Origin of the sequence: Schaalia sp. lx-260 (assembly GCF_021083645.1) — a bacterium.
Classification (GTDB): Bacteria; Actinomycetota; Actinomycetes; order Actinomycetales; family Actinomycetaceae; genus Pauljensenia.
In genome coordinates this window covers 322,963-344,036 of sequence record NZ_JAJNRQ010000002.1, presented here as the reverse complement: position 1 = coordinate 344,036, position 21,074 = coordinate 322,963, and the positions used below count along the sequence as shown (strand labels likewise).

Genomic DNA, 21,074 nt, shown 5'->3' with positions numbered 1-21,074 from the left:
ACAGTGACTCATATGGCAAATAGGTCATTGGCAAAGGAAAACTCGCAAAAACAAAGTGCTACGTTCGATACGGTTGAATCCGCCAAAATAGGGGAAGTACCTGCCTTGAACTTGCCTTCACAGTATGAGGATGCCTGTATTCCGTGTGAAAAAGACCTGCAACTGACAGAGATTTTTGGAGCTGCAATTGCTGCGCTCGACCCGAACTTACCGGGTGCTTTACCGGATATTACGGCCCGTATTGGATGCGATAAGGCGCAACGTATTTTGCTGATTATGGTGGATGGTTTAGGTTATGAGGCCCTGAGCACTCACTATGGTCATGCGCCGACGTTACGTTCGCTACGTTCATCAACATATAAGGCACACACTGTCATTCCCTCGACCACTGCTGCGGCTATCACAGCTTTCACGACAGGGGAAAAGCCGGGGCGTACTCGCATGACCGGATATTCTGTGGCTGTTGATGATGAAGTAATGAATCTGCTTGCTTTCCGTGAAGGAATCGACCCTTCCATTTGGCAGCCCGTCACACCATATTTTTCTCGTCTCGCTGAGTACGAATGTCACAGCGTCGTTATCACTCCGGCTACTTTTTCCGGTTCAGGTCTTTCACGGGCTGCTTTACGCGGAGCACGTCATGTGCCGGCTTCTACGTGGGCACAGCGTTGTAGTGAAGCAGTCCGAGAACTGCGTGCGGGTACTCCTGTCGTTTATTTGTATTGGTCAGACATCGACCATGTGGGACATAAAAAAGGGATTCACTCATATGAGTGGGCACATGCTTTAGAAGATTTTGATGCGGGTCTGTCGGATCTTTTGCGTCAGATTCCTTCAGATACGTGCGCGTTGCTCACAGCCGATCATGGCATGGTTAATGTCGATCAAAAGAATCTGATTGATTGCTCAATGATTGCGGCTTTGAGTGAATCTGTACGGATTGTTGCTGGGGAAACACGAGCTGTTCATGTGCATTGCCAATCAGGGACGCAGCGGGAAACATACGAGCGTTGGTCTGAATTCTTGGGAGAGCGCGCATGGATTGTTCCTGCCGAAAATATCACTGATCTTATAGGGGAAGGCCCCGGTAAAGACCAGGTAGGTGATTTTGTTGTTTTTTCACGAGGCAGAGGCGGCATCGTGGATTCGCGTACACAAAATGAGCAAGCAAGAAATCTGACGGGAGTGCATGGGTCCTTAACATCTGCGGAGATGCATATTCCAGTCATTCGTTTAGCATGAAAGAGCCTAGAAAAAAGATTTTTAGTATTCACGTTCCTGCTATGCGCACAAATACTTCACACAGAAAAACTGAATGAGCCAATCAAGACACTGAGCGTGAAAAGTGGCTGTGTTTATGAGTTTTTAGACCCGAAAACGATTTCATCCCATGAGGGAACTGAACGGCGTTTTGATTTTTTCTTTGGAGTTTCCGCGGAAGGCATATTTGCGCTTAAAGTTTCCATTCCGGGCAAAAGATCATCTATTGGTGCATCGATAGGAGGCTCAGCTTCAGTATGTGTCAGCGTTACAGGTGAATCCACCTGTTCAGGTTGCGTGGAGGAGTCCTCAGGCTTGTGCTCTGGCGGTGCTGAACGAGCATTTGTTAAAGAGTAAATTTGCGCAGAAATGGATGATTCCTGTGAGTGAGGAACAGGTGTCGGCTCATCAAAAGTATCGGTTTGAATCAACTCGTCGTCATCTGATTCAAATTCGATAGGTTGGCGTTTTCCGCGTACTGCATTTAGTTGATCGATGAGGTTATCACGTGCGCGTAGATCTTCAGTACGCAAGTCCTCAGTGCTACGTGATGTATCCGGTGTCAGCGGTGTAAAAATTGATGATGAAGGTGTTTGGGTGACAGTTTCTGTGAGCCACTGTGCTTCTTGGTCTATTGCTTCAACAGTGCCAGATGAGGTAAGTGTCCAGTGCGCACCATGTTCGCTGGCACCTTGTATGAATGTGAGACAAATCTGCCAGGGAGCTTGATTTTCGCGGCGGGCACTCCATACCAGTGAATGTGCATCCACGCCTCGGGCAGCTAGCCTGTCAACAACAAGTTCTCCCATGATGGGGGAGTCCGCTTCATTACCGATACGGGATTGCCGCGCACGTGTGAGCGCGTACTCTTGCTCGGCTCGCACAGGTCCCTCATAGCGCAGGACTTGCTGAATTTCAAGCCCGTGTTCGTGGGCGATATCTTGAGCTGTCGCCCCTGCTCGTAAAAGGGCCTGAATGTCTTTAGGACGTAACGGGGATGAACTGGGGGAGGGAATTGCTTCCAGATGCGGACGATCTCGACGTACGGATCCACGCAGCTCATCAGTGATCGGAACGCTGTAGCGTTCTCCTTGGGCGTCGGTAAAGACAAGTGTCTGACCATCTGCTCCCACGCCGAGTAGGTCCAGCTCAATCAATTGGATACCTCCCACAGACTATTCCCACAGATTCTTTCAGAAAAAGACAGATAGTAGGGTATTTGAGCTGAGCGTGTCGATGATCGCCTGCGCTGAGACTAAAAAATGGCGTAAATGAGTGTTACTTTTTATCAAAATAAGGTACGGATTTTCTGTTCGCTTAAAAATATGGTATCTTTCCTGCGCTACACGACCCACGAGCATATGCTGTTTCGTGCTGACGGGAAGGACTACAGGTATGGCTACCGATTACGATGCTCCACGAAAAAATGAGGACGAGGTCGCTGAGGATTCCATTGAGGAACTGAAGTCGCGTCGCAATGATGTGGGTTCGGCAAATGTGGATGAAGATGAGAATGAAGCGGCGGAAAATTTTGAATTGCCTGGTGCTGATCTCTCGAAAGAAGAACTGACAGTCCATGTGGTGCCGCGCCAAGAAAATGAATTTACGTGCTCTCAGTGTTTCCTTGTACACCACACTTCTCAGCTTGCATACACCGATGATTCAGGTCAGCCGGTATGCACCGAATGTGCTATCTGAGGCATTGTGATGTTTTTTTCGCGCAAGAAAAAAGCGCAAGAATCAGAATTCCACAATGATGCTGCTGATGAATTTCGTCGGCCCACTGTACTAGACGAGGATCCTATCTGGAACCAACCAGGACCACGCAGTAAGAATGAAGTGGATTTTTCTGTGGGTTATGTTGATATGGGATCTTTACAGCTTCCCGTTGTCCCAGGTATGCAAATTCAGTCTCAAGCTATTGAAGGTACAGACACTATCCTGAGGGTTTTGGTGTTCTTGGGAAATTCAGGGCTTCAGATCAGTGTTGCGGCGGCTCCTCGATCAGGGGGCGTGTGGCAGGAAATACGCCAACAGATCATTGAGGCATTTCAGGCCGAAGGAGCACAAGCTACTGAGTCTGAAGGCCGTTATGGTACGGAGTTACGGACAGTAGTTCCCTCGCAGATGCCCGATGGCGGTAGTGCGCAATCACATATGCGTATCATTGGATGTGAAGGGCCTCGATGGTTTGCGCGTATTGACATACTTGGTCCTGCTGTGAATGTTCCCGCGCAAATGGCAGAGATTGAAAAGTTTATTGACCGCATAGTTGTTGTCCGCGATGACAAACCACGTGCGCGTTTAGAGTCATTGCCTGTACATATGCCGCGCGAAGTAGCAGAGTAAATTCGTGTTCAACGTGTTTAAACGCAGAGTTTTGGCTCGGCGTACTCAGCAGGTTCGTAAAGGAAATCAGCTGCCTCTTGCGTCGCGTAAGCCTCGTTTCGGACATGTGTGTGACTTTCCTGAGGAAGCGCAAAGGATTGCTCATATACGTCCTCGTCAAAAAGTATTACTTTATGGCACAGTAGTTTCAATAACTTATTCCCCTGCAGGCAGCCCCACTGTTTTACGCGCCGCCTTGTGTGACTCAACGGGGACAATTGAATTAGCCTGGACTGGTCGTCAAAATATTCCTGGGATACGTGTAGGCATTCGTCTACGTGTTGAAGGTGTCGTAGGAATAAGTAATAGTCACCATGTGATTATTAATCCTGTATATCGTCTTATTGCTGCGGAGAAACTATGAATACCACCCCACAGAGATTAGCTCAGCGAGGGAAGTCCGGAATTTTTGGGCAACTCGGTTCCGATTCTTTTTCATGGTATGAAGCTGTAGGTGGATGGCGGGCAATGCTGGAATCTTCACTACCAGCAGCAGTTTTTATCGCTATTTTTTCTTTTACCCGTCACGTCAAATACGCATTGATCGCAGCTGCGGCTTTGGCTGTGGTTTTCTGTGTGATCCGTTTGGTGCAAAAACAATCCATGCTGAAATCGTTGCCGGGAACAGTAGGTGGGGTTGCTGTTGGCGTATTTTGGGCTTCTTGGACAGGACGTGGTGAAGATTTTTTCGCGGCAGGTCTGGTAACGGCAGCCTTTTTTGCGGCCATTCTTCTTCTGTCGATGCCTATGAGACGTCCGTTTATTGGTATTTTTATCGGCTACATGTATTCTCTGCCGCGCACATGGTGGTCAGATGAAAATTACGCGTCTTTACGCCGTCGTGTATGGGTAGCCACCTGGATGTGGGCAGCAGTATTCTTAGTGAGGTTCTGGGTCCAATTTCCCTTGTGGTTCTGGGGCAAAGTACCTGAGCTTGGTATAGTAAAAATTATTCTAGGATTTCCTCTTTTTGCTGTTGCCGCTTGGGGAACGTGGCTCCTTTTAGCGCCGGTTATTCCTCATTCGGATTCAGAAGAATCTTCAGAGTCTGAAAGTGAAGGAACAGTCAATAGCGACATGACATGTTCACGTACTTCCTGACCTGTTTCAGGTAAAAGCAAAAGGAGCTCGTCGCCAGCTTCTAATACGTCATCTGAGCCCAGTGACAACGGGTAATCGTTGCGTAGTATTGCAGAGAGAACAACATGCTGTGGGAAGTCAATATCGCCTACACGTTTTCCGATAGTCGGTGAATTTTCTGGTAGCACGAGGGCATACATAGCAACATTGGCCGCTGTGAAAGTGAATAAGCGGACAAGGCTTCCCACGCTGATTGCTTCTTCGACTAGTGCAGTCATGATTTTTGGAGTGGATACTAGGACATCTACACCCCAAGCACCATCAAAAAGCCATTCATTTTTTGGATTATTTAGGCGGGCTACGACACGCGGGACTGCGAATTCTGTTTTTGCAAGTAACGAAATCACAAGATTTGCTTTATCGTCACCTGTCGCAGCAACTAAAACATCGGCTTGTTCTAAACCAGATTCACGCAGAACATCAGGAGAACACGCATCTGCTAAAACCCAGTCTGCGTCAGCAACAGAAGCCACCCGGATCTGATCGGGCGCGTTATCAATGAGTGTGACCTCATGGCCACGATCAATAAGTTCTAAAGCAACGGTACGTCCCACAGAACCAGCACCAGCTATAACGATACGCATGAGTTAAACCTCCAGCTGCGGTGCGCGAGTAAGTATTGAGCGTAAAGGCGAGGCATCTTGGCCTTCAACAGCGAAATATAATTGATCGAATTCTTGAATAACCATGTCAGGACGAGCAGGCATCACAGAGCCTAGACGCGAAACAAAAGCAATACGTTCCCCTGTGAGGTCCTCAACGACAGAAAAAGGCACACCGCACCACAAGGTGATGGGAGTAGCTGTTACCAGTGAAACCATGCCAGTGGGATGAGTCCATGTGACAGCTGCTGAGGGGGGGAGTAAACGCCGCAGAACAGACTCGGTGGTACGTTGCACCGTAGCAACTGTTGGAATACCTAAACGCTCATACACGAGGGCGCGTGTAGGATCGTAGATACGCGCGACCACACGTTCCACATGGAAAGTTTCACGTGCGACACGTGCGGCGATGATATTTGAATTATCACCGTTTGAGACGGCAGCGAAAGCGTACGCGTCTTTAATACCTGCTTGTCGTAGTGCTCCACGGTCCATTCCAAGGCCCGTGACCCTACGGCCAGAGAAATCTTGAGGCAAGCGAGCAAAGGCTTTTGGCTCAGAATCAATAACAGCGACGGAATGTCCTTGAGCGTCAAGAGTGGTCGCAAGTAGGGCGCCAACACGCCCACATCCCATGATTACAAAGTGCACAGATTAAACCTACTCCTTTTTTCGCGTTAGGCTGGACTCCGTGTTGCATTTTGTTGCCAATATGAAACGTGCCGTAGCCTTATGGCCTTTTACTTCTCATAGGCATTTCACAGAGGAGGAAAGTAAGAGGCACATACCTTTTCAGCGTGTTGCTGCTGCGGCATGTGGTGCGGGAATTTTGTCCTCATTGGCCTATGCTCCCGATCAAATTTTAATGACCCTCACAGGTGGTGGCGTATTTTCTCTCTCACATTCTGTGGGAGTAGCGGTATGCGTGGCCCTAGTTTTCACACTTGTAGTGATGTCATATCGCCATAGTATGTACGCCTACCCGCGAGGTGGTGAATATGAGGTCACCTACACGAATATTGGTCCTTCGTGGGGGATATTGGTGGCAGCGGCTGTCATTATTGACTGTGTTTTAACAGTGTCTGTTTCGGTTGCGTCGGCTGCGCAATATTTTGTTTCACTTTTCCCATTTCTTGCGGGTAAACATGTTTATGTTGCGTGTGCGATGCTATGCGTATTGGCCGCGATACACGCACGTCAAAGGCACCGAATGCGTGCTTTATGGGCAATCCCCACATATTTTTTTGTGACGATTATCGTGATTTTGCTGATTACAGGGTGTATTCAACTGTTGACAGCTTCTGGGGAAGGGGTCTTTGTTGCTGTTCCTCCTCAAATTCATGAGGCTCCTGTTAGTGTGGGACTTGCCGGTTATATCCTGCTTTTACGTGCCTTTTCTTTAGGGTGTACGGTGATGACAGGCGCGGAGACTTTCTCCTATGACGTGTATAGGTTCCCTCGTCCTCAATCTGTTCGAGCGGCACGTTCATTAAGTAAGATCGCGGCATGTGCGGGGCTTTTACTTATCGCTCTTGTGTGTGTATCACAATATGGTGATCGCCTTATTTCACCTCTTACTGTCGAATCGTCTGGAACCTATCCGCTGAGTGAAGCAGTGAGCCAAAAGGCACGTATTCCTGTGATTATGCAGGTTGCTCATAGAGTTTTTGGCCCGCAAACACTGGGGACTTTCATTGTGGTGATTGCTACGATATCGATTCTTTTTTTAGCGGCACGTATGGTGTTTCACACGGTGACATCTCAAGTGTCTGTATTAGCACTTCAAGGGTGTATGCCTATTTACTGGCACCATCGCTATAGTCGTTTTTCTGGTGCCTATGCGTGGATGCTTCTGATCTGCGTGGCAGGTGTTGTTGTCGTTATGACACAGGCAAATCTTGCGACGCTTATTCATCTGTACGCGGTTGCGGCTTTTATTATTCTCACGGTCTCACAACTGGCAATGATTCGTTACTGGAATACGCAGCTACGTGAACGTCAAACAGGCGGAGCTCGGAAGCAGACATTGCGTTCACGATCCCTCAATATTGTGGGTTTTATACTGACATCGATTGTTTTTGTTGTCATCCTTGCGACAGAATTTATACAAGGCGCGTGGGTAACTTTAGCAATGGTGGTTTTCCTTTACGCGATATACGCAGCCTATCGTCATTACCACACGAAATTGGAGTATGAAGTGAATGTTAATCAATGGGATGAGGCTTGTCGTGTTCCTAACCGTGTGCGTGCTGTTGTTTTGATTTCGAAGTGGGATAAGCCGCATATGCGTGCTCTTGCGGTGGCCCGAGCTTCTGGAGCGGTCACGGTGGAAGCTGTTGCCCTTGCTGTTTCTGCTACAGCGGAGGATCTTGTGCGTGAACAGTGGCGTGAGCTTGGTTTACCGGTTCCTTTGACGATTTTATACACCTCTAAGCGTGATATGGTTGCACTTCTGAGCGACCACATTCGTTTAGTACGTGAGCAGTATCCGCACGAAGTGCTGTCAGTGTATTTTCCTCAAGTGATTGGAAAATATTGGTGGGAAAGTATTCTTCATCGTCGTATTACTCGTGCGCTTCGCTTAGCAGTGATGGATATACCCGATACTGTATTAACGCTTGTGCCGTGGAAACGCGCAAACTAAAAGATCAAGATGCTGCTGTAGCAGCATATGAGTAAAGGCAAAGTAATGGCACAACATCAAGGGGTACCTCGCCCTCATACACGTAAGAAACCCGTGAGAAATCATGCAAAAGCTGAGCTTTCCGGCCCTCAATATGTGACTTTACGTGTCGCAGAGCCAGCTCATGGTGGAGCCTGTGTTGCACGTGATACGGATGGCAGAGTTATTTTTGTACGTCATGCTTTACCTGGTGAATATGTGCGGGCTGTTATTACACGTACCCGCTCTCGTTTAGCGTGGGCTGATACGGTTGAGGTAATTGAAGCAAGTCCGGATCGTGTTTCTTCGGTGTGGCCTGAAGCTAGCCGTGGAGGTGTTGGCGGCGGTGAACTTGCTCATGTGCGTGTACCTGCTCAACGACAATGGAAAGAACAGGTGATCCGCGGCCAGATTCGACGTATAGCGGGGATTGCTCTTGCTGAAGCTGTAGAAGCGGTTGGTGGTTATACGGTTTACGCGGCTCCCGGTGACTGGGGTGAAGATGATCCGTTACTTGGCCGTCGTACACGCATTGAATTAGTTGCGGATTCTTCGGGTGCGCTTGGTATGACAGAACATCGCGGTCGCGCGGTGTATCCGTTGTCGAATATGCCTTTAGCTGTGGAAGCTATTTCCGATCTTGGGCTTTTTGCATCTCCAGCTAAGCGTTGGGCTGGGGCGTGGCAGCCAGGGGATCGTATTCGTGTTGTGGCCTCAACCGGTGGCGATATTGCTGTGGTTACTCCACGTGGAGTTTATGACTGTGAGGGGAATAAAGCACATTTTTCTTCATTAAGATGGAACGTGCATTTGCGCAGTCCAGAAGTTCTGCGTGGTTCAGGTTTTTCTGCTGGAATGAGCCAGCCGGTGGCTTTTAGCGATGACATTCCTCATGTTTTGAATTATCGAGTGCGACCTGAAGGTTTTTGGCAAACTCACCGTGAAGGGGCTGATGTTTTAGCTTCTGCTGTGTGTCAGGGCGCAGCTTTAAATGGCGGTGAAAGTGTTCTTGAACTTTATTCAGGGGCGGGTTTATTTTCTTACGCTTTGGCGAGTTGTGAGCGTCCTCCTGCTCGAATTTTGAGCGTTGAAGGTGACGAATATGCGGTTGCTGATGCGGAAAGGAATTGTGCGCCTACTGGTCGTGTGCAGACGTGGGTGGGTAGTGTCGATGTTTTTGCAGTTCAGGAGCTTTGTGGGAAGCTCCCGCAGAAACGTCCAGATGTCATTGTTTTAGATCCGCCACGCGCAGGTGCGGGACGCGATATTTGCCATGCGATTGGTGCTTCAGGTGCTCACCGGGTGGTGTTGGTTTCGTGCGATCCGGCTGCGGGGGCACGTGACATGGCTGCTTTAGCTGAATGCGGGTATTCGGTGACTTCTTTTGGCGCATGGGATCTATTCCCTCATACGCATCATGTTGAGACGGTGTGTGTGATGAAAAAGGCCTAAATGATTGCGGTGTATAAAAATTACTGCGTCAAAGTATCTCTTTTCTTGAGTATTACGCCCTCTTTGAATGGCCCTGTAGGGAAGCGGTTGCATATAGAAAGATGGGTGTAGATGCTATGGATTTTTACCATGCTCTTTTCTGTAGTGTGCGGCATTATTTTCTGTGCCGGGTTTGTACGCAGTTTTGTCTATCTGTTATGTCGTGGGGCATGTGCGAAGATAGCTGAGGGATAGGTAATCCGTATCATGAGTATTACGTAATTAATAGTTGCCTGTTATCCTCAAGTGTAGGTGTAGGGATTTCAAATATGCTCTGATCTGTATTTTTGATGATTTTTTATCTGATGTTGCATATTGCTTTCCCTCCGGTTATCTTGATATCAAGATATATGTGGTAGGAAAACCACGATGCCGCATAGAGGAGGCCACCATGCCAGCTACGAACACATTCAATGCACGTTCAACACTAACCGTCAATGAGCGTGACTATGTAATCTACCGCCTCGACGCTGTGCCCGGTGCAGATACGCTCCCATACTGTCTAAAAATCCTCACAGAAAATCTCTTACGCACAGAAGACGGCGCAAATGTGACAGCGGAACACATACGTGCCCTAGCATCATGGTCACCAGAAGCAACGCCCAACACAGAAATCCAATTCACCCCCGCACGTGTCGTCATGCAAGACTTCACAGGAGTACCCTGCGTCGTTGACCTTGCAACTATGCGAGAAGCCGTTGCCGACCTTGGAGGCGATCCCACTCGCATCAACCCACTCGCCCCAGCAGAAATGGTGATCGACCACTCTGTACAAATCGACGTATACGGATGCTCAAACGCATACGAACGCAACGTAGAACGCGAATACGAACGTAACGCGGAACGCTACCAATTCCTCCGTTGGGGACAAGGAGCCTTCGATAACTTCCGAGTCGTACCACCAGGAACAGGCATCGTTCACCAAGTCAATATTGAGCACCTCGCACGCACAGTTTTCACACGCGAAGAATCCGATGGAACAATCGTGGCATATCCGGATACATGCGTTGGCACAGACTCACACACCACAATGGTTAACGGCCTAGGCATCCTTGGGTGGGGAGTCGGCGGCATTGAAGCAGAAGCTGCAATGCTTGGACAACCAGTATCAATGCTCATCCCTCGTGTTGTTGGCTTCAAACTCACTGGAACCATACCCGCAGGTGCCACCGCAACCGATGTTGTCCTCACAATTACACATATGCTGCGTCAACACGGAGTTGTTGGAAAATTCGTTGAATTCTACGGAGAAGGTGTGAGCGCTGTTCCACTAGCCAACCGCGCAACAATCGGAAATATGAGCCCAGAATTTGGCTCAACCGCAGCTATCTTCCCCATTGATGAAAAAACGCTTGAATACCTGCGACTTACAGGACGAAGTGAAGAATCTATTGCCTTAGTGAAAGCCTACACGCAAGCACAAGGCCTATGGCATGACCCTTCCCGTGAAGCAAAATACTCCGAATATCTTGAACTTGACCTCTCGCAAGTTGTTCCCTCAATCGCTGGTCCCAAACGTCCACAAGACCGGATCGAACTTTCTTTGGCAAAAGAATCATTCAATCGTACCCTGCCAACATACGTACCCGGGGGATCGTGTGATGACGTACCTGTGATCCTTGAAGACGGCACACGCACACGAATCAACCACGGAGATGTCGCCATCGCTTCCATTACCTCATGTACAAATACATCAAATCCTTCCGTCATGCTGGCAGCAGGCTTACTTGCCCGTAAAGCCGTCGAACGAGGTTTAACATCGAAACCTTGGGTGAAAACATCCATGGCCCCTGGTTCAAAAGTAGTCACGGATTACTACACGAAAGCAGACCTATGGAAATACCTCAATGCCTTAGGTTTTAACCTCGTCGGATACGGATGCGCCACCTGCATTGGAAACTCGGGACCGTTACCCCCTGCAATATCACAAGCAGTGAACGAAAACGACCTCGCAGTAGTATCTGTTCTCTCAGGTAACCGAAACTTTGAGGGCCGCATTAACCCTGACATTAAAATGAATTACTTGGCTTCGCCTCCTCTGGTTATCGCTTACGCCCTAGCCGGAACGATGAACTTTGACTTTGAAACACAAGCTCTGGGAAAAGACCCCAAAGGCGTTGATGTGTACCTACGAGATATTTGGCCAACCCCTGAAGAAGTACAAGAAACCATTGATTACGCAATCGACAGGGAAATGTTCACCGCATCATATGCTGATGTTTTTCACGGAGACGAACGCTGGACCAGCCTAGAAACACCCGAGGGCAACACTTTTGACTGGCAAGAATCTTCAACATATATTCGTAAACCCCCTTATTTTGCTGGTATGGGATTAACTCCTGAACCAGTCAATGACATACACGGTGCACGCGTACTCCTGAAACTCGGGGACTCCGTGACAACAGATCACATTTCACCAGCGGGATCTTTTGCCCCAGAAACCCCAGCAGGCCAATACTTGCTGGCTCAAGGTGTGCAGCGAAGCGACTTTAACTCATATGGTTCTCGACGTGGTAACCACGAAGTCATGATACGCGGCACCTTTGCGAATATTCGTATCCGAAATGAAGTAGCCCCCGGGACAGAAGGTGGTTTTACACGTGATTTTACTGATCCGAAGGCCCCTGTCGTATCCGTATATGAAGCAGCTCAACGATATAAAAAAGCAGATATTCCACTTGTTGTCCTTGGTGGAAAAGAATATGGTTCAGGCTCATCACGTGACTGGGCAGCTAAAGGCACATCCCTTTTAGGAGTACGAGCAGTCATTACTGAGAGTTTTGAACGTATCCACCGTTCAAACCTTATCGGTATGGGTGTATTGCCCTTACAATTCCCCGAAGGAGAAACACGTGATTCGCTAGGGCTTATCGGTGATGAAGTCTTTGACATCACAGGTATTGAAACACTCAACGAAGGAATAACACCACGAACCGTTCACGTTCTAGCACAAGCCAAGGGGCGTGAACCCATCGAATTTGAAGCGCTTGTCCGTATCGATACACCCGGTGAAGCCGACTACTACCGTAATGGCGGTATCTTGCAGTATGTCTTGCGTCAACTAGTGCAGGACAAGTAGGACACGAAATAAAAGTGGGGGTGGGAATCAATAAGCGAATGAGCTGTCCTACCCCCACTGATACCGGGTGCTGAGGTTGAGTCTCGCCCGTGTCAGTTCCTGTCTAGTTTCTCCCACGGGTATCAGATGCTAGCCGGTATCAGTGCTGACGAATGGTGTAACAACGATGAGGGAAGTAACAACCCTTTCCCTCATCGGTTTTTGCTTACATGCCCCATCTTATGACAGATAAGGAACCTCAACGTCAGCAGTACCCTGCGGTTGCAATCCCCACACTCTACCGTAGAAACCTAATTCGGTTTCCCAAGCGTCTTTAATATTTTCCCCGCGACGGAAACCATGTCCTTCACCTGCGAAAATTTTGAGAACCGAAGGATGATGTGCAGTATTGAGAGCCTCATGCATCTGTGTAGCTTGGCTTGGGGGAACCACTTTGTCATCCTCACCTTGCAAAAGCAAGAGGGGAGCGCTCATACGATCTGTATGGAATAAGGGAGATCGTTCCTCCCATATCGGTGAAGACATATCATCAGTCCCCAGCAAGAGGAAAGCATAACGGGACTCAAATTTATGAGTTTCATCAGCTAAAGCCCGTAAGTCACCCACTCCATAGAATGAACACCCTGCCGAAAAAACATCAGTAGTTGTCAGGGCAGCAAGCGTTGTGAAACCACCGGCAGAACCCCCGCGAATAGCCATACGTTTACGATCAATAAGGCCGCGTTCAGCCAAGTAAAGTGCGCCGTCCACACAGTCATGAACATCCATCACACCCCAGTTCCCGTTCAAGCGTTCACGGTAGTTACGGCCAAAGCCTGTGGAGCCTCGATAATTCACATCCAAAACAGCGAAACCACGACTTGTCCAGAACTGGAAAGGCACTTTCAAGCCAGGACGACATGATGTGGTAGGCCCACCATGAACATTAACGACCAAAGGAGGAAGCTCGCCCTCTGGCGCAGCAAAATTCGGATTTGCAGGCGGGTAAAAGAAACCATGTGCCCGTTCGCCATCACGCGTTGACCAAGAGATTGCTTGGGCTAAAGAAACATACTCTGCTTCCACTTCCGCATCAGATGAGGGGCGAAGAACCTGTGTTTTTCCATCCTTCACTTCGATAATAGCCGGTGCGTGTGTTGCTGAATCAGCAAGGAAAACAACGCGCCCATCAGCGGAAGCCACATTGCCGATAGGCCACCACCCGGTTGACCATTCTTCAAGCAAACCATTATCCAAACGAACAGTTCCAATATGCCATGTGACGTCTTCCGCCCACGAGCAAATGAGCAGGTCATTATCGAAATTATCGAATGTATGAAGCCCTAACTGCCAGTGCGGATGTGAGAATGCTTGAGGGCCTGGGTGCAAAGGGCGCGTACGTAAACGAGTTGTCCATGCATGTACGTCCTCGTCCTCAAACCAAGTGAATCCTTCAGTTCGATACAGATTTGCCCATCCTGTTGAATCATCAACATGGATAAGATCACCATTTAAAGTCCAACGAGGCTCATATACGCACACATCAGGTTGATCAACAAGGATAACTGAGGTAGTAATTCGGCCTTCAAAATCTAAAGATGCTACGTGGAGCACGCTATGTGTCCACGGCATATCTGGGTGATTCCATGTCAGCCAAGCAAGTTTTGAATTATCAGGCGATAAAGTCGGAGCCATCACGAAATCAGCATCACAGTACACAGGAATAATATGCGATCCATCGCGTGCTGCAGAACCATCTAAAGGAATAGCAACCAACGAGTTTGATGGTTCACCTTCTAAGCGGTGATCTTCACGCACGGCATAAAGTAAGCCGCGATCAACAGCTAATTCAATATCGCCATAACGGACATCTTCAAGGGGCGTCAAAGGAATAACACGTGCACGAGCATCAGAACGGTCAAAACGATATAAACGACCATCATATCCATCTGAAAACACAATGAGGCCTTCATGAACTGCATAGGCTCGTCCACCATACTCATGGACACGAGTACGCACATCAGGTAAGCGCACCCCATCAATCAAAGGTAAGACTTCACTGGTATGCCCCAAACGATTACGACGGAGCAAAGTATTGCGACCATCCGCCAGCGGGTGTCCTTCCACCCAGTATGTGTCAGGGCCATCAACACGCACTTGCGACAATGAAACGCTGCGCGCGACAAAAGAATCGCCAGTAATGGGTGAAGACCATTCGCCATAGTGTGCGGTTACCTGGGACATGTAAACCCCTTGTGTGGACAATCGATTATTAGTTACATACGCCACCTCTAGTTTAACTGTTAGCTGAATTGAATGCGTTGCATGGGGATAGCGCTGTGAATTCTGTCGATGAAATACGCAGCGACCCAAGAAAAGTATGTGCAAAGAAGGGGAAAAGCAGAAAAATAACAAGAAGGTATAGGCAATTCATCATATGAAAAATACGGAGGAGGCAGTGGCAGTTATCACCCGCAGGAAAAAGAAGGATACATTCTGCCCTTTGTGGCATTAGAATCCCAGCATGGCCGGAAAAAAAGAGAAAAAAGATGTGCTTGGTGCCATCAAGCATCCAGCAGATTTACGCACCCTTACTCCGGCTGATTTATTTATACTCGCGGCGCAAATCCGCAGCCGAATGATCAAAACAGTTGCCCGTACCGGCGGGCACCTAGGGCCGAACCTTGGCGTTGTTGAACTCACTATCGCATTACACCGCGTATTTCATTCCCCTCATGACACATTAATTTTTGATACAGGGCATCAAGCCTATGTTCATAAAATGCTGACAGGGCGATCGGATTTATCAGATTTACGTCAAAAAGGTGGTATTTCAGGATATCCGAGCCGCGAAGAATCAGTCCACGACGTTGTAGAAAATTCACATGCCTCGGCTTCCCTTTCGTGGGCTGACGGTATATCGCGTGAAAAACAACGCCAAGGTGATCAGTCATGGACCATCGCAGTAATCGGTGATGGTGCTTTAACCGGTGGAATGGCTTGGGAAGCTCTCAATAACATTGCAGCGAATGAACATCGTCGTGTCATGGTGATCGTCAATGACAACGGACGTTCCTATGCGCCCACAATCGGTGGGGTTGCTCATCATCTCGATGTCCTACGAAGTTCAAAAAGCTACGAACGCGCTTTAGCGTGGGGTAAAGAACGCCTCATGAGAATGGGAGATCCTGGGCGTTTCGCCTACGATGCCCTCCATGGAATTAAATCTGGATTAAAAGATGCGTTAATTCCACAAGCTATGTTTGAAGGCTTAGGTTTGAAGTATTTAGGTCCAGTTGATGGCCATGACATTCTTGCTCTTGAGGATTTATTGACACGTGCCCGCGCATTAGAAGGTCCTGTACTTGTTCATGTGATTACTGAAAAAGGCCGAGGCTATATTCCCGCAGAAAAAGACATTGCTGATCGTTTCCATGCGGTTGGTCAGATTCATCCTGAAACCGGTTTACCGGTAGCTCCTGCTCGTTTTGGTTGGACCAGTGTTTTTGCTGAAGAAATTCGTGATATTGCACGTGAAAATTCGCATATTGTTGCAATTACTGCTGCCATGCTTTTACCTGTGGGTTTAGGCCCAATGAATGATGAATTTCCTGATCGTGTTATTGATGTTGGAATAGCGGAACAACACGCGGTGACTTCAGCTGCGGGAATGGCGTATATGGGTGCGCATCCTGTCGTCGCCTTATATGCAACTTTCCTGAATCGTGCTTTCGATCAAGTACTGATGGATGTGGCTTTACATCACGCGGGGGTCACATTTGTTTTGGATCGCGCGGGAGTAACAGGCGATGATGGGGCTTCTCATAATGGAATGTGGGATATCGCTATGCTTCAGGTCGTACCGTCTTTACGCTTAGCAGCACCACGTGATGAGGTCACTTTACGTGAGGAATTACGTGAAGCTGTGGCTGTTACTGACGCGCCAACAGTGCTTCGCTACGGGAAAGGGCCGTTGCCTGCGCCTATTCCTGCTGTACGTCGTCACGCAATGATTGATATATTGCGCGAAAATTCAAATCAGGCGGCTCTGCCTGATAAAGATAAGGCGGGAGATTTTCAAAAGAAACGTATTCTGTGTGTTGCTACAGGCTCAACAGTGCCGAGCGTCCTTGCTGCAGCAGATATTTTAGAAACTCACGGTCATGATGTCACAGTGGTTGATCCACGCTGGTTACTCCCTGTTCCTGAAGAATTACGTGACTGTGCCAAGAATGTAGATCTTGTAGTGACTGTAGAAGATGGCATTGTTGATGGTGGTTTCGGCTGGGCAGTACGCGATCTGTTGTCCGGAGAAAACTGCGATGTCATGGCTTTAGGAATCCCACGTACATTTTTAGCCCATGCGACACGCTCAGATATTCTTCATGAAGTTGGTCTTGACCATGAGGGAATTGTTTCTGCTGTACTCTCACATGTGAAAACCCGGTGATTCACGTCCTGAAACGTGTCAGTTCCATAACGGGCTCGAAGATCAACCCGATAACTTGTTATTAGTTGAGAAGGTTTTACTTGCACACGGTATTTTGTAGCTCCTGTGTACGCATAGGGGAGGCAACGCGACTTTGAGTGTGTTGAAGCCCTGAAAGCACGTGATCTTCGTAAGCACAACAAACCACGAGTAATGGTAATGATGAACGCCTATGCGCAAAGAGCTGTAATGATTGCTGACATGGTGAGTTCTTTTTGCCACGGGCGAGCATCCGACTCATGAAAACGAGCGGTAATCGCTTCAGATAGTGGTCGCTTTCCCTCATAAGGAGCCCATGCAAGCCAGCGTTGCACTTTCGGAGCCAAGACGATTTCTGCGGCAATTCCTTGTGGCTCAGCTACTGACTGAACCGCTGCGCGTACTGCAATAAGGCGAGCATATGCTGCCGGATCAATACGCTTCCAATTGCGGGCTTCTGGTATAGACGCAGGATCTCGTGTTGGGTGCAAAAGAGGAAGTTCGCAATCTTTTAGTGTTTTCACGGAGGTAATCGCTCGCATCCATTCATCGCTGTATTCACGAGCTTTCGGTGAACGAAATTCTGCTATGGCATGCAATGCCCGTTTATTACGTGGTGGGTATTGGGCTGCGCGAATAAGAGCAGAATTTCTGACGAGGAGTGTGGGCGCTATATCGATGCTTTTTGCTAAGCGTTCACGTGTTTCCCATAGGGCACGTAGAAGTGCGAGCCCCCTACGATCACGTATTTTCCCTGCCCCTGGTAGCGTGCGCCAGCGATCTTTTTTGGGTGTGTGGGGTGGCTGATGACGAATGTATGTGAATTCTTGTTGAGCCCATTCCCAACGGTGCATATCGTGGAGCTGATGACTGAGCTGTATGTAAAGTTCTGTTAATAATTCAACGTCGAGAGATGCGTAACGCAGCCAATCCGGCGGCAGAGGCCGTACTGACCAGTTTGCAGCCTGATGGTCTTTGAGCATGGTCAAACCGAGAGTACGTTCACATACCGCAGCAAGTCCAAAACGTTCATATCCTAGGAGGCGGGCGGCTATCTCCGTATCAAAGATATCGGTTGGCTCAAGATTGACGTGCCGTAGGTTAGGTAAGTCTTGATCGGCTGCGTGCAAGATCCATAGGGTATGCAGGGCGGGCGCTAAAGAGGATAAGTCGGGCAGGGCATGAGAATCTATGAGGAAAAGCCCTGCGTCTTCACGGCGTATTTGTATGAGGTACGGGTCGGTACCGTAGCGAAACCCTTGAGCACGTTCAACATCCAAAGCGATGGGTTGCCGGCCTTGAGCAAGTGTCTGCGCAGCTTGTGCGAGAGCCTCTGGAGTGTCGATAACTTGTGGGATACCTCCACGCGGTTCAGTAATGAGTACAGGATCGGCAAAATTACCTGGAGGTAAGGATGAAACTGTAGGGGGAGTCATGACAAAGGAACTCCGATGATATGCTGTGCGGCAGTAATACCTGCGGTTCGACACATGAGTTCACTCCACGCGCTCAGATGTTCACCAAGGTAGGCCGTGTAGGGAGTCCATGATGCGCGTAATTCGACATGCAGGGTTGCTCCACGTAAGTCGAGGCCTCCGAAAGATTCTGAGATTTCACGGGTAACGGTGCCTGTGATGTCATGATATCCAGCACCGGCTTCTTCGAGGCAATCGTGAGCCCAATGCCATATGGCTTCAGAAAGTAAGGGATCATTACACATTTCTGCGTCAATTTGTGAGCGCATATGTGCAACGACGCGGAAGGTTCCATTCCAACCGGGTTGGGTGTGGGGGTCGTGGAGTATAACGAAACGTCCTGTGCTGCGTGGCTGAGCATAGTTTTCCTCACGTGTGCGCAGAGTTAAAGCAGCATTCCAAGGGGCCAGGCGCGTGGGGGCAGGGATTTCTTCGTATTCCATCAGTGGATGTTGAGCGGCGTCACGTACAGATAAAAGAGCGGTGACAAAATCCGCTGGTACTGCCGTTTCACTCACTTGTTTACTGTAAGTCGTTGAAGCGCTCTTGCTGGGTAGGCGCGCCGATTACGTGTGGGCATTAGTCAGTGAAGTGAAAATATTTGTGCTGTTGGGTGCGGAAAATTTTGTGCGGTACTGAAGGGTGCGTGGAGTTGAAATTGAGGTGCTCCTGCGATGGATACTGACGTGATGGACAGATGCCGGATAAAAATGAGAAGCAAATTTTGGCAGAAAATCAACGTTTTACTTTAATATGTGATCCGACTCGCATCTCTCAATTTCTTATCTGGGGTCAAATACTGTTAAGCTTCCATCCGTTCCCACTGAGGAACGCGCATCAAACGGTGTGTGTTATCGTGGGTGACAGCGAGTGCGGATGTGGCTCAGTTGGTAGAGCATCACCTTGCCAAGGTGAGGGTCGCGGGTTCGAGTCCCGTCATCCGCTCGGGCGATTGGCGCAGTGGTAGCGCGCTTCCCTGACACGGAAGAGGTCACTGGTTCGAACCCAGTATCGCCCACGATTATGTTGGACACAGCATGATCGGAGCCTTAGCTCCAAGCAATGTGGTTTTGCGGATGTGGCTCAGTTGGTAGAGCATCACCTTGCCAAGGTGAGGGTCGCGGGTTCGAGTCCCGTCATCCGCTCGGTCTACATGCAGAGTCCTGCCGGGCTTTGATTGGATACCTTGGTGGGTTGGCCGAGAGGCGAGGCAGCGGCCTGCAAAGCCGTATACACGGGTTCAAATCCCGTACCCACCTCGGGCGATTGGCGCAGCGGTAGCGCGCTTCCTTCACACGGAAGAGGTCACTGGTTCGATCCCAGTATCGCCCACCATTTCTTCTTACTTTTCCGGAATTATTTCTGACAGCTTTCATTCGCTACCTTTTGTGCGTGTCTGGTTTAGAAAAGCTGAGAATCCGAAGAGCCGTTATGCTGCTGATGAGGTGCCAGCATGTCACACTAGAGGAGCGTATATAGGCGTTCATGATACTGCGTATAGAAAGACAGCCATGGCTTCAGGGAAAAAACGAGTAGCAGCACCACAGGTAGATATACATAATATTTCCCTTGCCCCTATCGTCCTCATCAAAGGAAGTGAAGGACTACTTGCTGATCGTGCAATGGCACGCCTCAGGGTCCTTGCACGCGAAGCTGATCCGCAGGTTGAACGCACGGACTTATCGGCTGCTTCCTACCAATCGGGCCAGCTGGATATGGTGACTTCACCCTCGCTTTTTGGTGAAGCGCGTATGGTGATTATTTCTGATCTGGAAACATTGGGGGAGTCGCTGAGTACTGATCTTTTGGCTTATATTAAGCATCCTGCGTCGGATGTATGGCTTTTCCTGCGACATCCTGGCGGGAATGCGAAAGGTAAAAAAGTTATTGATGCTATCGGGCAGGCGGGTTTTCCTGTTATATCAGCGGAACCTTTGAAAAAAGATAAAGATAAATACGCTTTACTCATGGCGGATGCGAAAGCTGCGCGACGAGCCCTTGATGCTGAGGCTGCCCATATACTTGTTGATGCACTGGGAGCAGATGTGCGTTCAATGGCTGCTGCTTTAGCTCAGCTTATTGCTGATGTGGAGGGGCGTATTACTGTTGAGGATGTGCGCCGCTATTATTCGGGACGTGTAGAAGCAACAGGCTTTGAAGTAGCGGATGCAACAATTTCGGGGAATACGGCCCAAGCGCTTACTCTGCTCAGACATGCTTTAGCAACAGGAACAGATCCTGTTCCTTTGGTGGCTGCTTTAGCAATGAAAATTCGTCAAATGGCAAAGGTGTCACTTCCTGGTCAGGGACATAACTTGGGTATGGCACCGTGGCAAGTCGATCAAGCACGACGGCAATTACGCGGATGGAGTGAAAACTCTTTAGCAACTGCTTTTAGTGTGCTGGCCTGTGCAGATGAAGAAGTGAAAGGTGCTTCAAAGGACCCTCACCGCGCCATTGAAAAAGCTGTTGTGGCTTTGTGTCGTCTGCGTGGGGAGCACTGAAAAGCTCGTTATACAAAGAAACGGGT

Annotated in this window: 16 protein-coding genes and 5 tRNA genes; 15 read left to right on the top strand and 6 right to left on the bottom strand. The window is 48.9% G+C overall.

Annotated elements, in window-relative coordinates:
* Positions 1 to 12: 12 nt before the first annotated feature.
* Entirely contained in the window at positions 13 to 1,242 is a 1,230-nt protein-coding gene (locus LRP57_RS03500) for an alkaline phosphatase family protein (protein WP_231205135.1), read from the top strand.
* A gap of 113 nt (positions 1,243 to 1,355) precedes the next feature.
* Here LRP57_RS03500 and sepH read toward each other — a convergent pair whose 3' ends face one another.
* Positions 1,356 to 2,417: a septation protein SepH gene (gene sepH / locus LRP57_RS03495; protein ID WP_231205134.1), complete on the bottom strand. Its 1,062-nt coding sequence runs from the start codon at positions 2,415 to 2,417 to the stop codon at positions 1,356 to 1,358.
* Positions 2,418 to 2,655: 238 nt separating this feature from the next.
* Between sepH and LRP57_RS03490 the strand changes: the two genes are divergently transcribed.
* The 4 genes from LRP57_RS03490 to LRP57_RS03475 are packed head-to-tail and all read left to right on the top strand — an operon-like array spanning position 2,656 to position 4,749.
* Positions 2,656 to 2,958 carry a DUF4193 domain-containing protein gene (locus LRP57_RS03490; protein ID WP_231205133.1) on the top strand — a complete coding sequence of 101 codons (303 nt, stop codon included), beginning with the start codon at positions 2,656 to 2,658 and terminating at the stop codon, positions 2,956 to 2,958.
* Positions 2,959 to 2,967: 9 nt separating this feature from the next.
* Positions 2,968 to 3,609 (top strand): DUF3710 domain-containing protein, encoded by a 642-nt coding sequence (locus LRP57_RS03485; RefSeq protein WP_231205132.1) that lies wholly within the window; start codon positions 2,968 to 2,970, stop codon positions 3,607 to 3,609.
* Between the two features lie 4 nt (positions 3,610 to 3,613).
* Entirely contained in the window at positions 3,614 to 4,012 is a 399-nt protein-coding gene (locus LRP57_RS03480; protein WP_231205131.1) for a hypothetical protein, read from the top strand.
* The gene (locus LRP57_RS03475; RefSeq protein ID WP_231205130.1) at positions 4,009 to 4,749 is read left to right on the top strand and encodes a DUF3159 domain-containing protein; all 741 of its coding nucleotides are present in this window, start codon (positions 4,009 to 4,011) and stop codon (positions 4,747 to 4,749) included. The genes LRP57_RS03480 and LRP57_RS03475 overlap by 4 nt, the downstream gene beginning before the upstream one ends.
* Here the strand turns inward: LRP57_RS03475 and LRP57_RS03470 are convergent.
* Complete coding sequence (locus LRP57_RS03470; protein WP_231205129.1) at positions 4,668 to 5,372, bottom strand: potassium channel family protein; 705 nt, start codon at positions 5,370 to 5,372, stop codon at positions 4,668 to 4,670. The two genes, LRP57_RS03475 and LRP57_RS03470, sit on opposite strands and share 82 nt — an antisense overlap.
* Positions 5,373 to 5,375: 3 nt before the next feature.
* Positions 5,376 to 6,026: a potassium channel family protein gene (locus LRP57_RS03465; protein WP_231205128.1), complete on the bottom strand. Its 651-nt coding sequence runs from the start codon at positions 6,024 to 6,026 to the stop codon at positions 5,376 to 5,378.
* 55 nt (positions 6,027 to 6,081) lie between these two features.
* On the opposite strand from LRP57_RS03465, the gene LRP57_RS03460 reads away from it, so the two are divergent.
* From LRP57_RS03460 to acnA, 3 genes are all read left to right on the top strand, one after another.
* Positions 6,082 to 8,034, top strand: coding sequence for an APC family permease (locus tag LRP57_RS03460; RefSeq protein ID WP_231205127.1), 1,953 nt, complete (start codon positions 6,082 to 6,084; stop codon positions 8,032 to 8,034).
* Positions 8,035 to 8,079: 45 nt separating this feature from the next.
* Positions 8,080 to 9,504: a class I SAM-dependent RNA methyltransferase gene (locus LRP57_RS03455; RefSeq protein ID WP_231205126.1), complete on the top strand. Its 1,425-nt coding sequence runs from the start codon at positions 8,080 to 8,082 to the stop codon at positions 9,502 to 9,504.
* A gap of 430 nt (positions 9,505 to 9,934) precedes the next feature.
* Complete coding sequence (gene acnA, locus LRP57_RS03450; protein ID WP_231205125.1) at positions 9,935 to 12,622, top strand: aconitate hydratase AcnA; 2,688 nt, start codon at positions 9,935 to 9,937, stop codon at positions 12,620 to 12,622.
* A 219-nt stretch (positions 12,623 to 12,841) separates the two neighbouring features.
* On the opposite strand, the gene LRP57_RS03445 is transcribed toward acnA, so the two are convergent.
* Entirely contained in the window at positions 12,842 to 14,845 is a 2,004-nt protein-coding gene (locus LRP57_RS03445) for an alpha/beta hydrolase family protein (RefSeq protein WP_231205124.1), read from the bottom strand.
* Between the two features lie 280 nt (positions 14,846 to 15,125).
* On the opposite strand from LRP57_RS03445, the gene dxs reads away from it, so the two are divergent.
* The gene (dxs, locus tag LRP57_RS03440; protein ID WP_231205123.1) at positions 15,126 to 17,051 is read left to right on the top strand and encodes a 1-deoxy-D-xylulose-5-phosphate synthase; all 1,926 of its coding nucleotides are present in this window, start codon (positions 15,126 to 15,128) and stop codon (positions 17,049 to 17,051) included.
* A 209-nt stretch (positions 17,052 to 17,260) separates the two neighbouring features.
* On the opposite strand, the gene LRP57_RS03435 is transcribed toward dxs, so the two are convergent.
* Complete coding sequence (locus LRP57_RS03435) at positions 17,261 to 18,505, bottom strand: HRDC domain-containing protein (protein WP_231205122.1); 1,245 nt, start codon at positions 18,503 to 18,505, stop codon at positions 17,261 to 17,263.
* Positions 18,502 to 19,062: a DUF3000 domain-containing protein gene (locus LRP57_RS03430; protein ID WP_231205121.1), complete on the bottom strand. Its 561-nt coding sequence runs from the start codon at positions 19,060 to 19,062 to the stop codon at positions 18,502 to 18,504. Before LRP57_RS03430 ends, LRP57_RS03435 begins: the two co-directional genes overlap by 4 nt.
* A gap of 354 nt (positions 19,063 to 19,416) precedes the next feature.
* Here LRP57_RS03430 and LRP57_RS03425 point away from each other — a divergent pair.
* From LRP57_RS03425 to holA, 6 genes are all read left to right on the top strand, one after another.
* Positions 19,417 to 19,489, top strand: a tRNA-Gly gene (locus LRP57_RS03425).
* Between the two features lies 1 nt (position 19,490).
* A tRNA-Val gene (locus LRP57_RS03420) sits at positions 19,491 to 19,562 on the top strand.
* 54 nt (positions 19,563 to 19,616) lie between these two features.
* Positions 19,617 to 19,689: transfer RNA gene (locus LRP57_RS03415), tRNA-Gly, on the top strand.
* A 43-nt stretch (positions 19,690 to 19,732) separates the two neighbouring features.
* Positions 19,733 to 19,803: transfer RNA gene (locus LRP57_RS03410), tRNA-Cys, on the top strand.
* 1 nt (position 19,804) lies between these two features.
* Positions 19,805 to 19,879, top strand: a tRNA-Val gene (locus LRP57_RS03405).
* A 176-nt stretch (positions 19,880 to 20,055) separates the two neighbouring features.
* Positions 20,056 to 21,048, top strand: a complete 993-nt coding sequence (gene holA, locus LRP57_RS03400) for a DNA polymerase III subunit delta (protein WP_231205120.1) — start codon at positions 20,056 to 20,058, stop codon at positions 21,046 to 21,048.
* Positions 21,049 to 21,074: the final 26 nt, after the last annotated feature.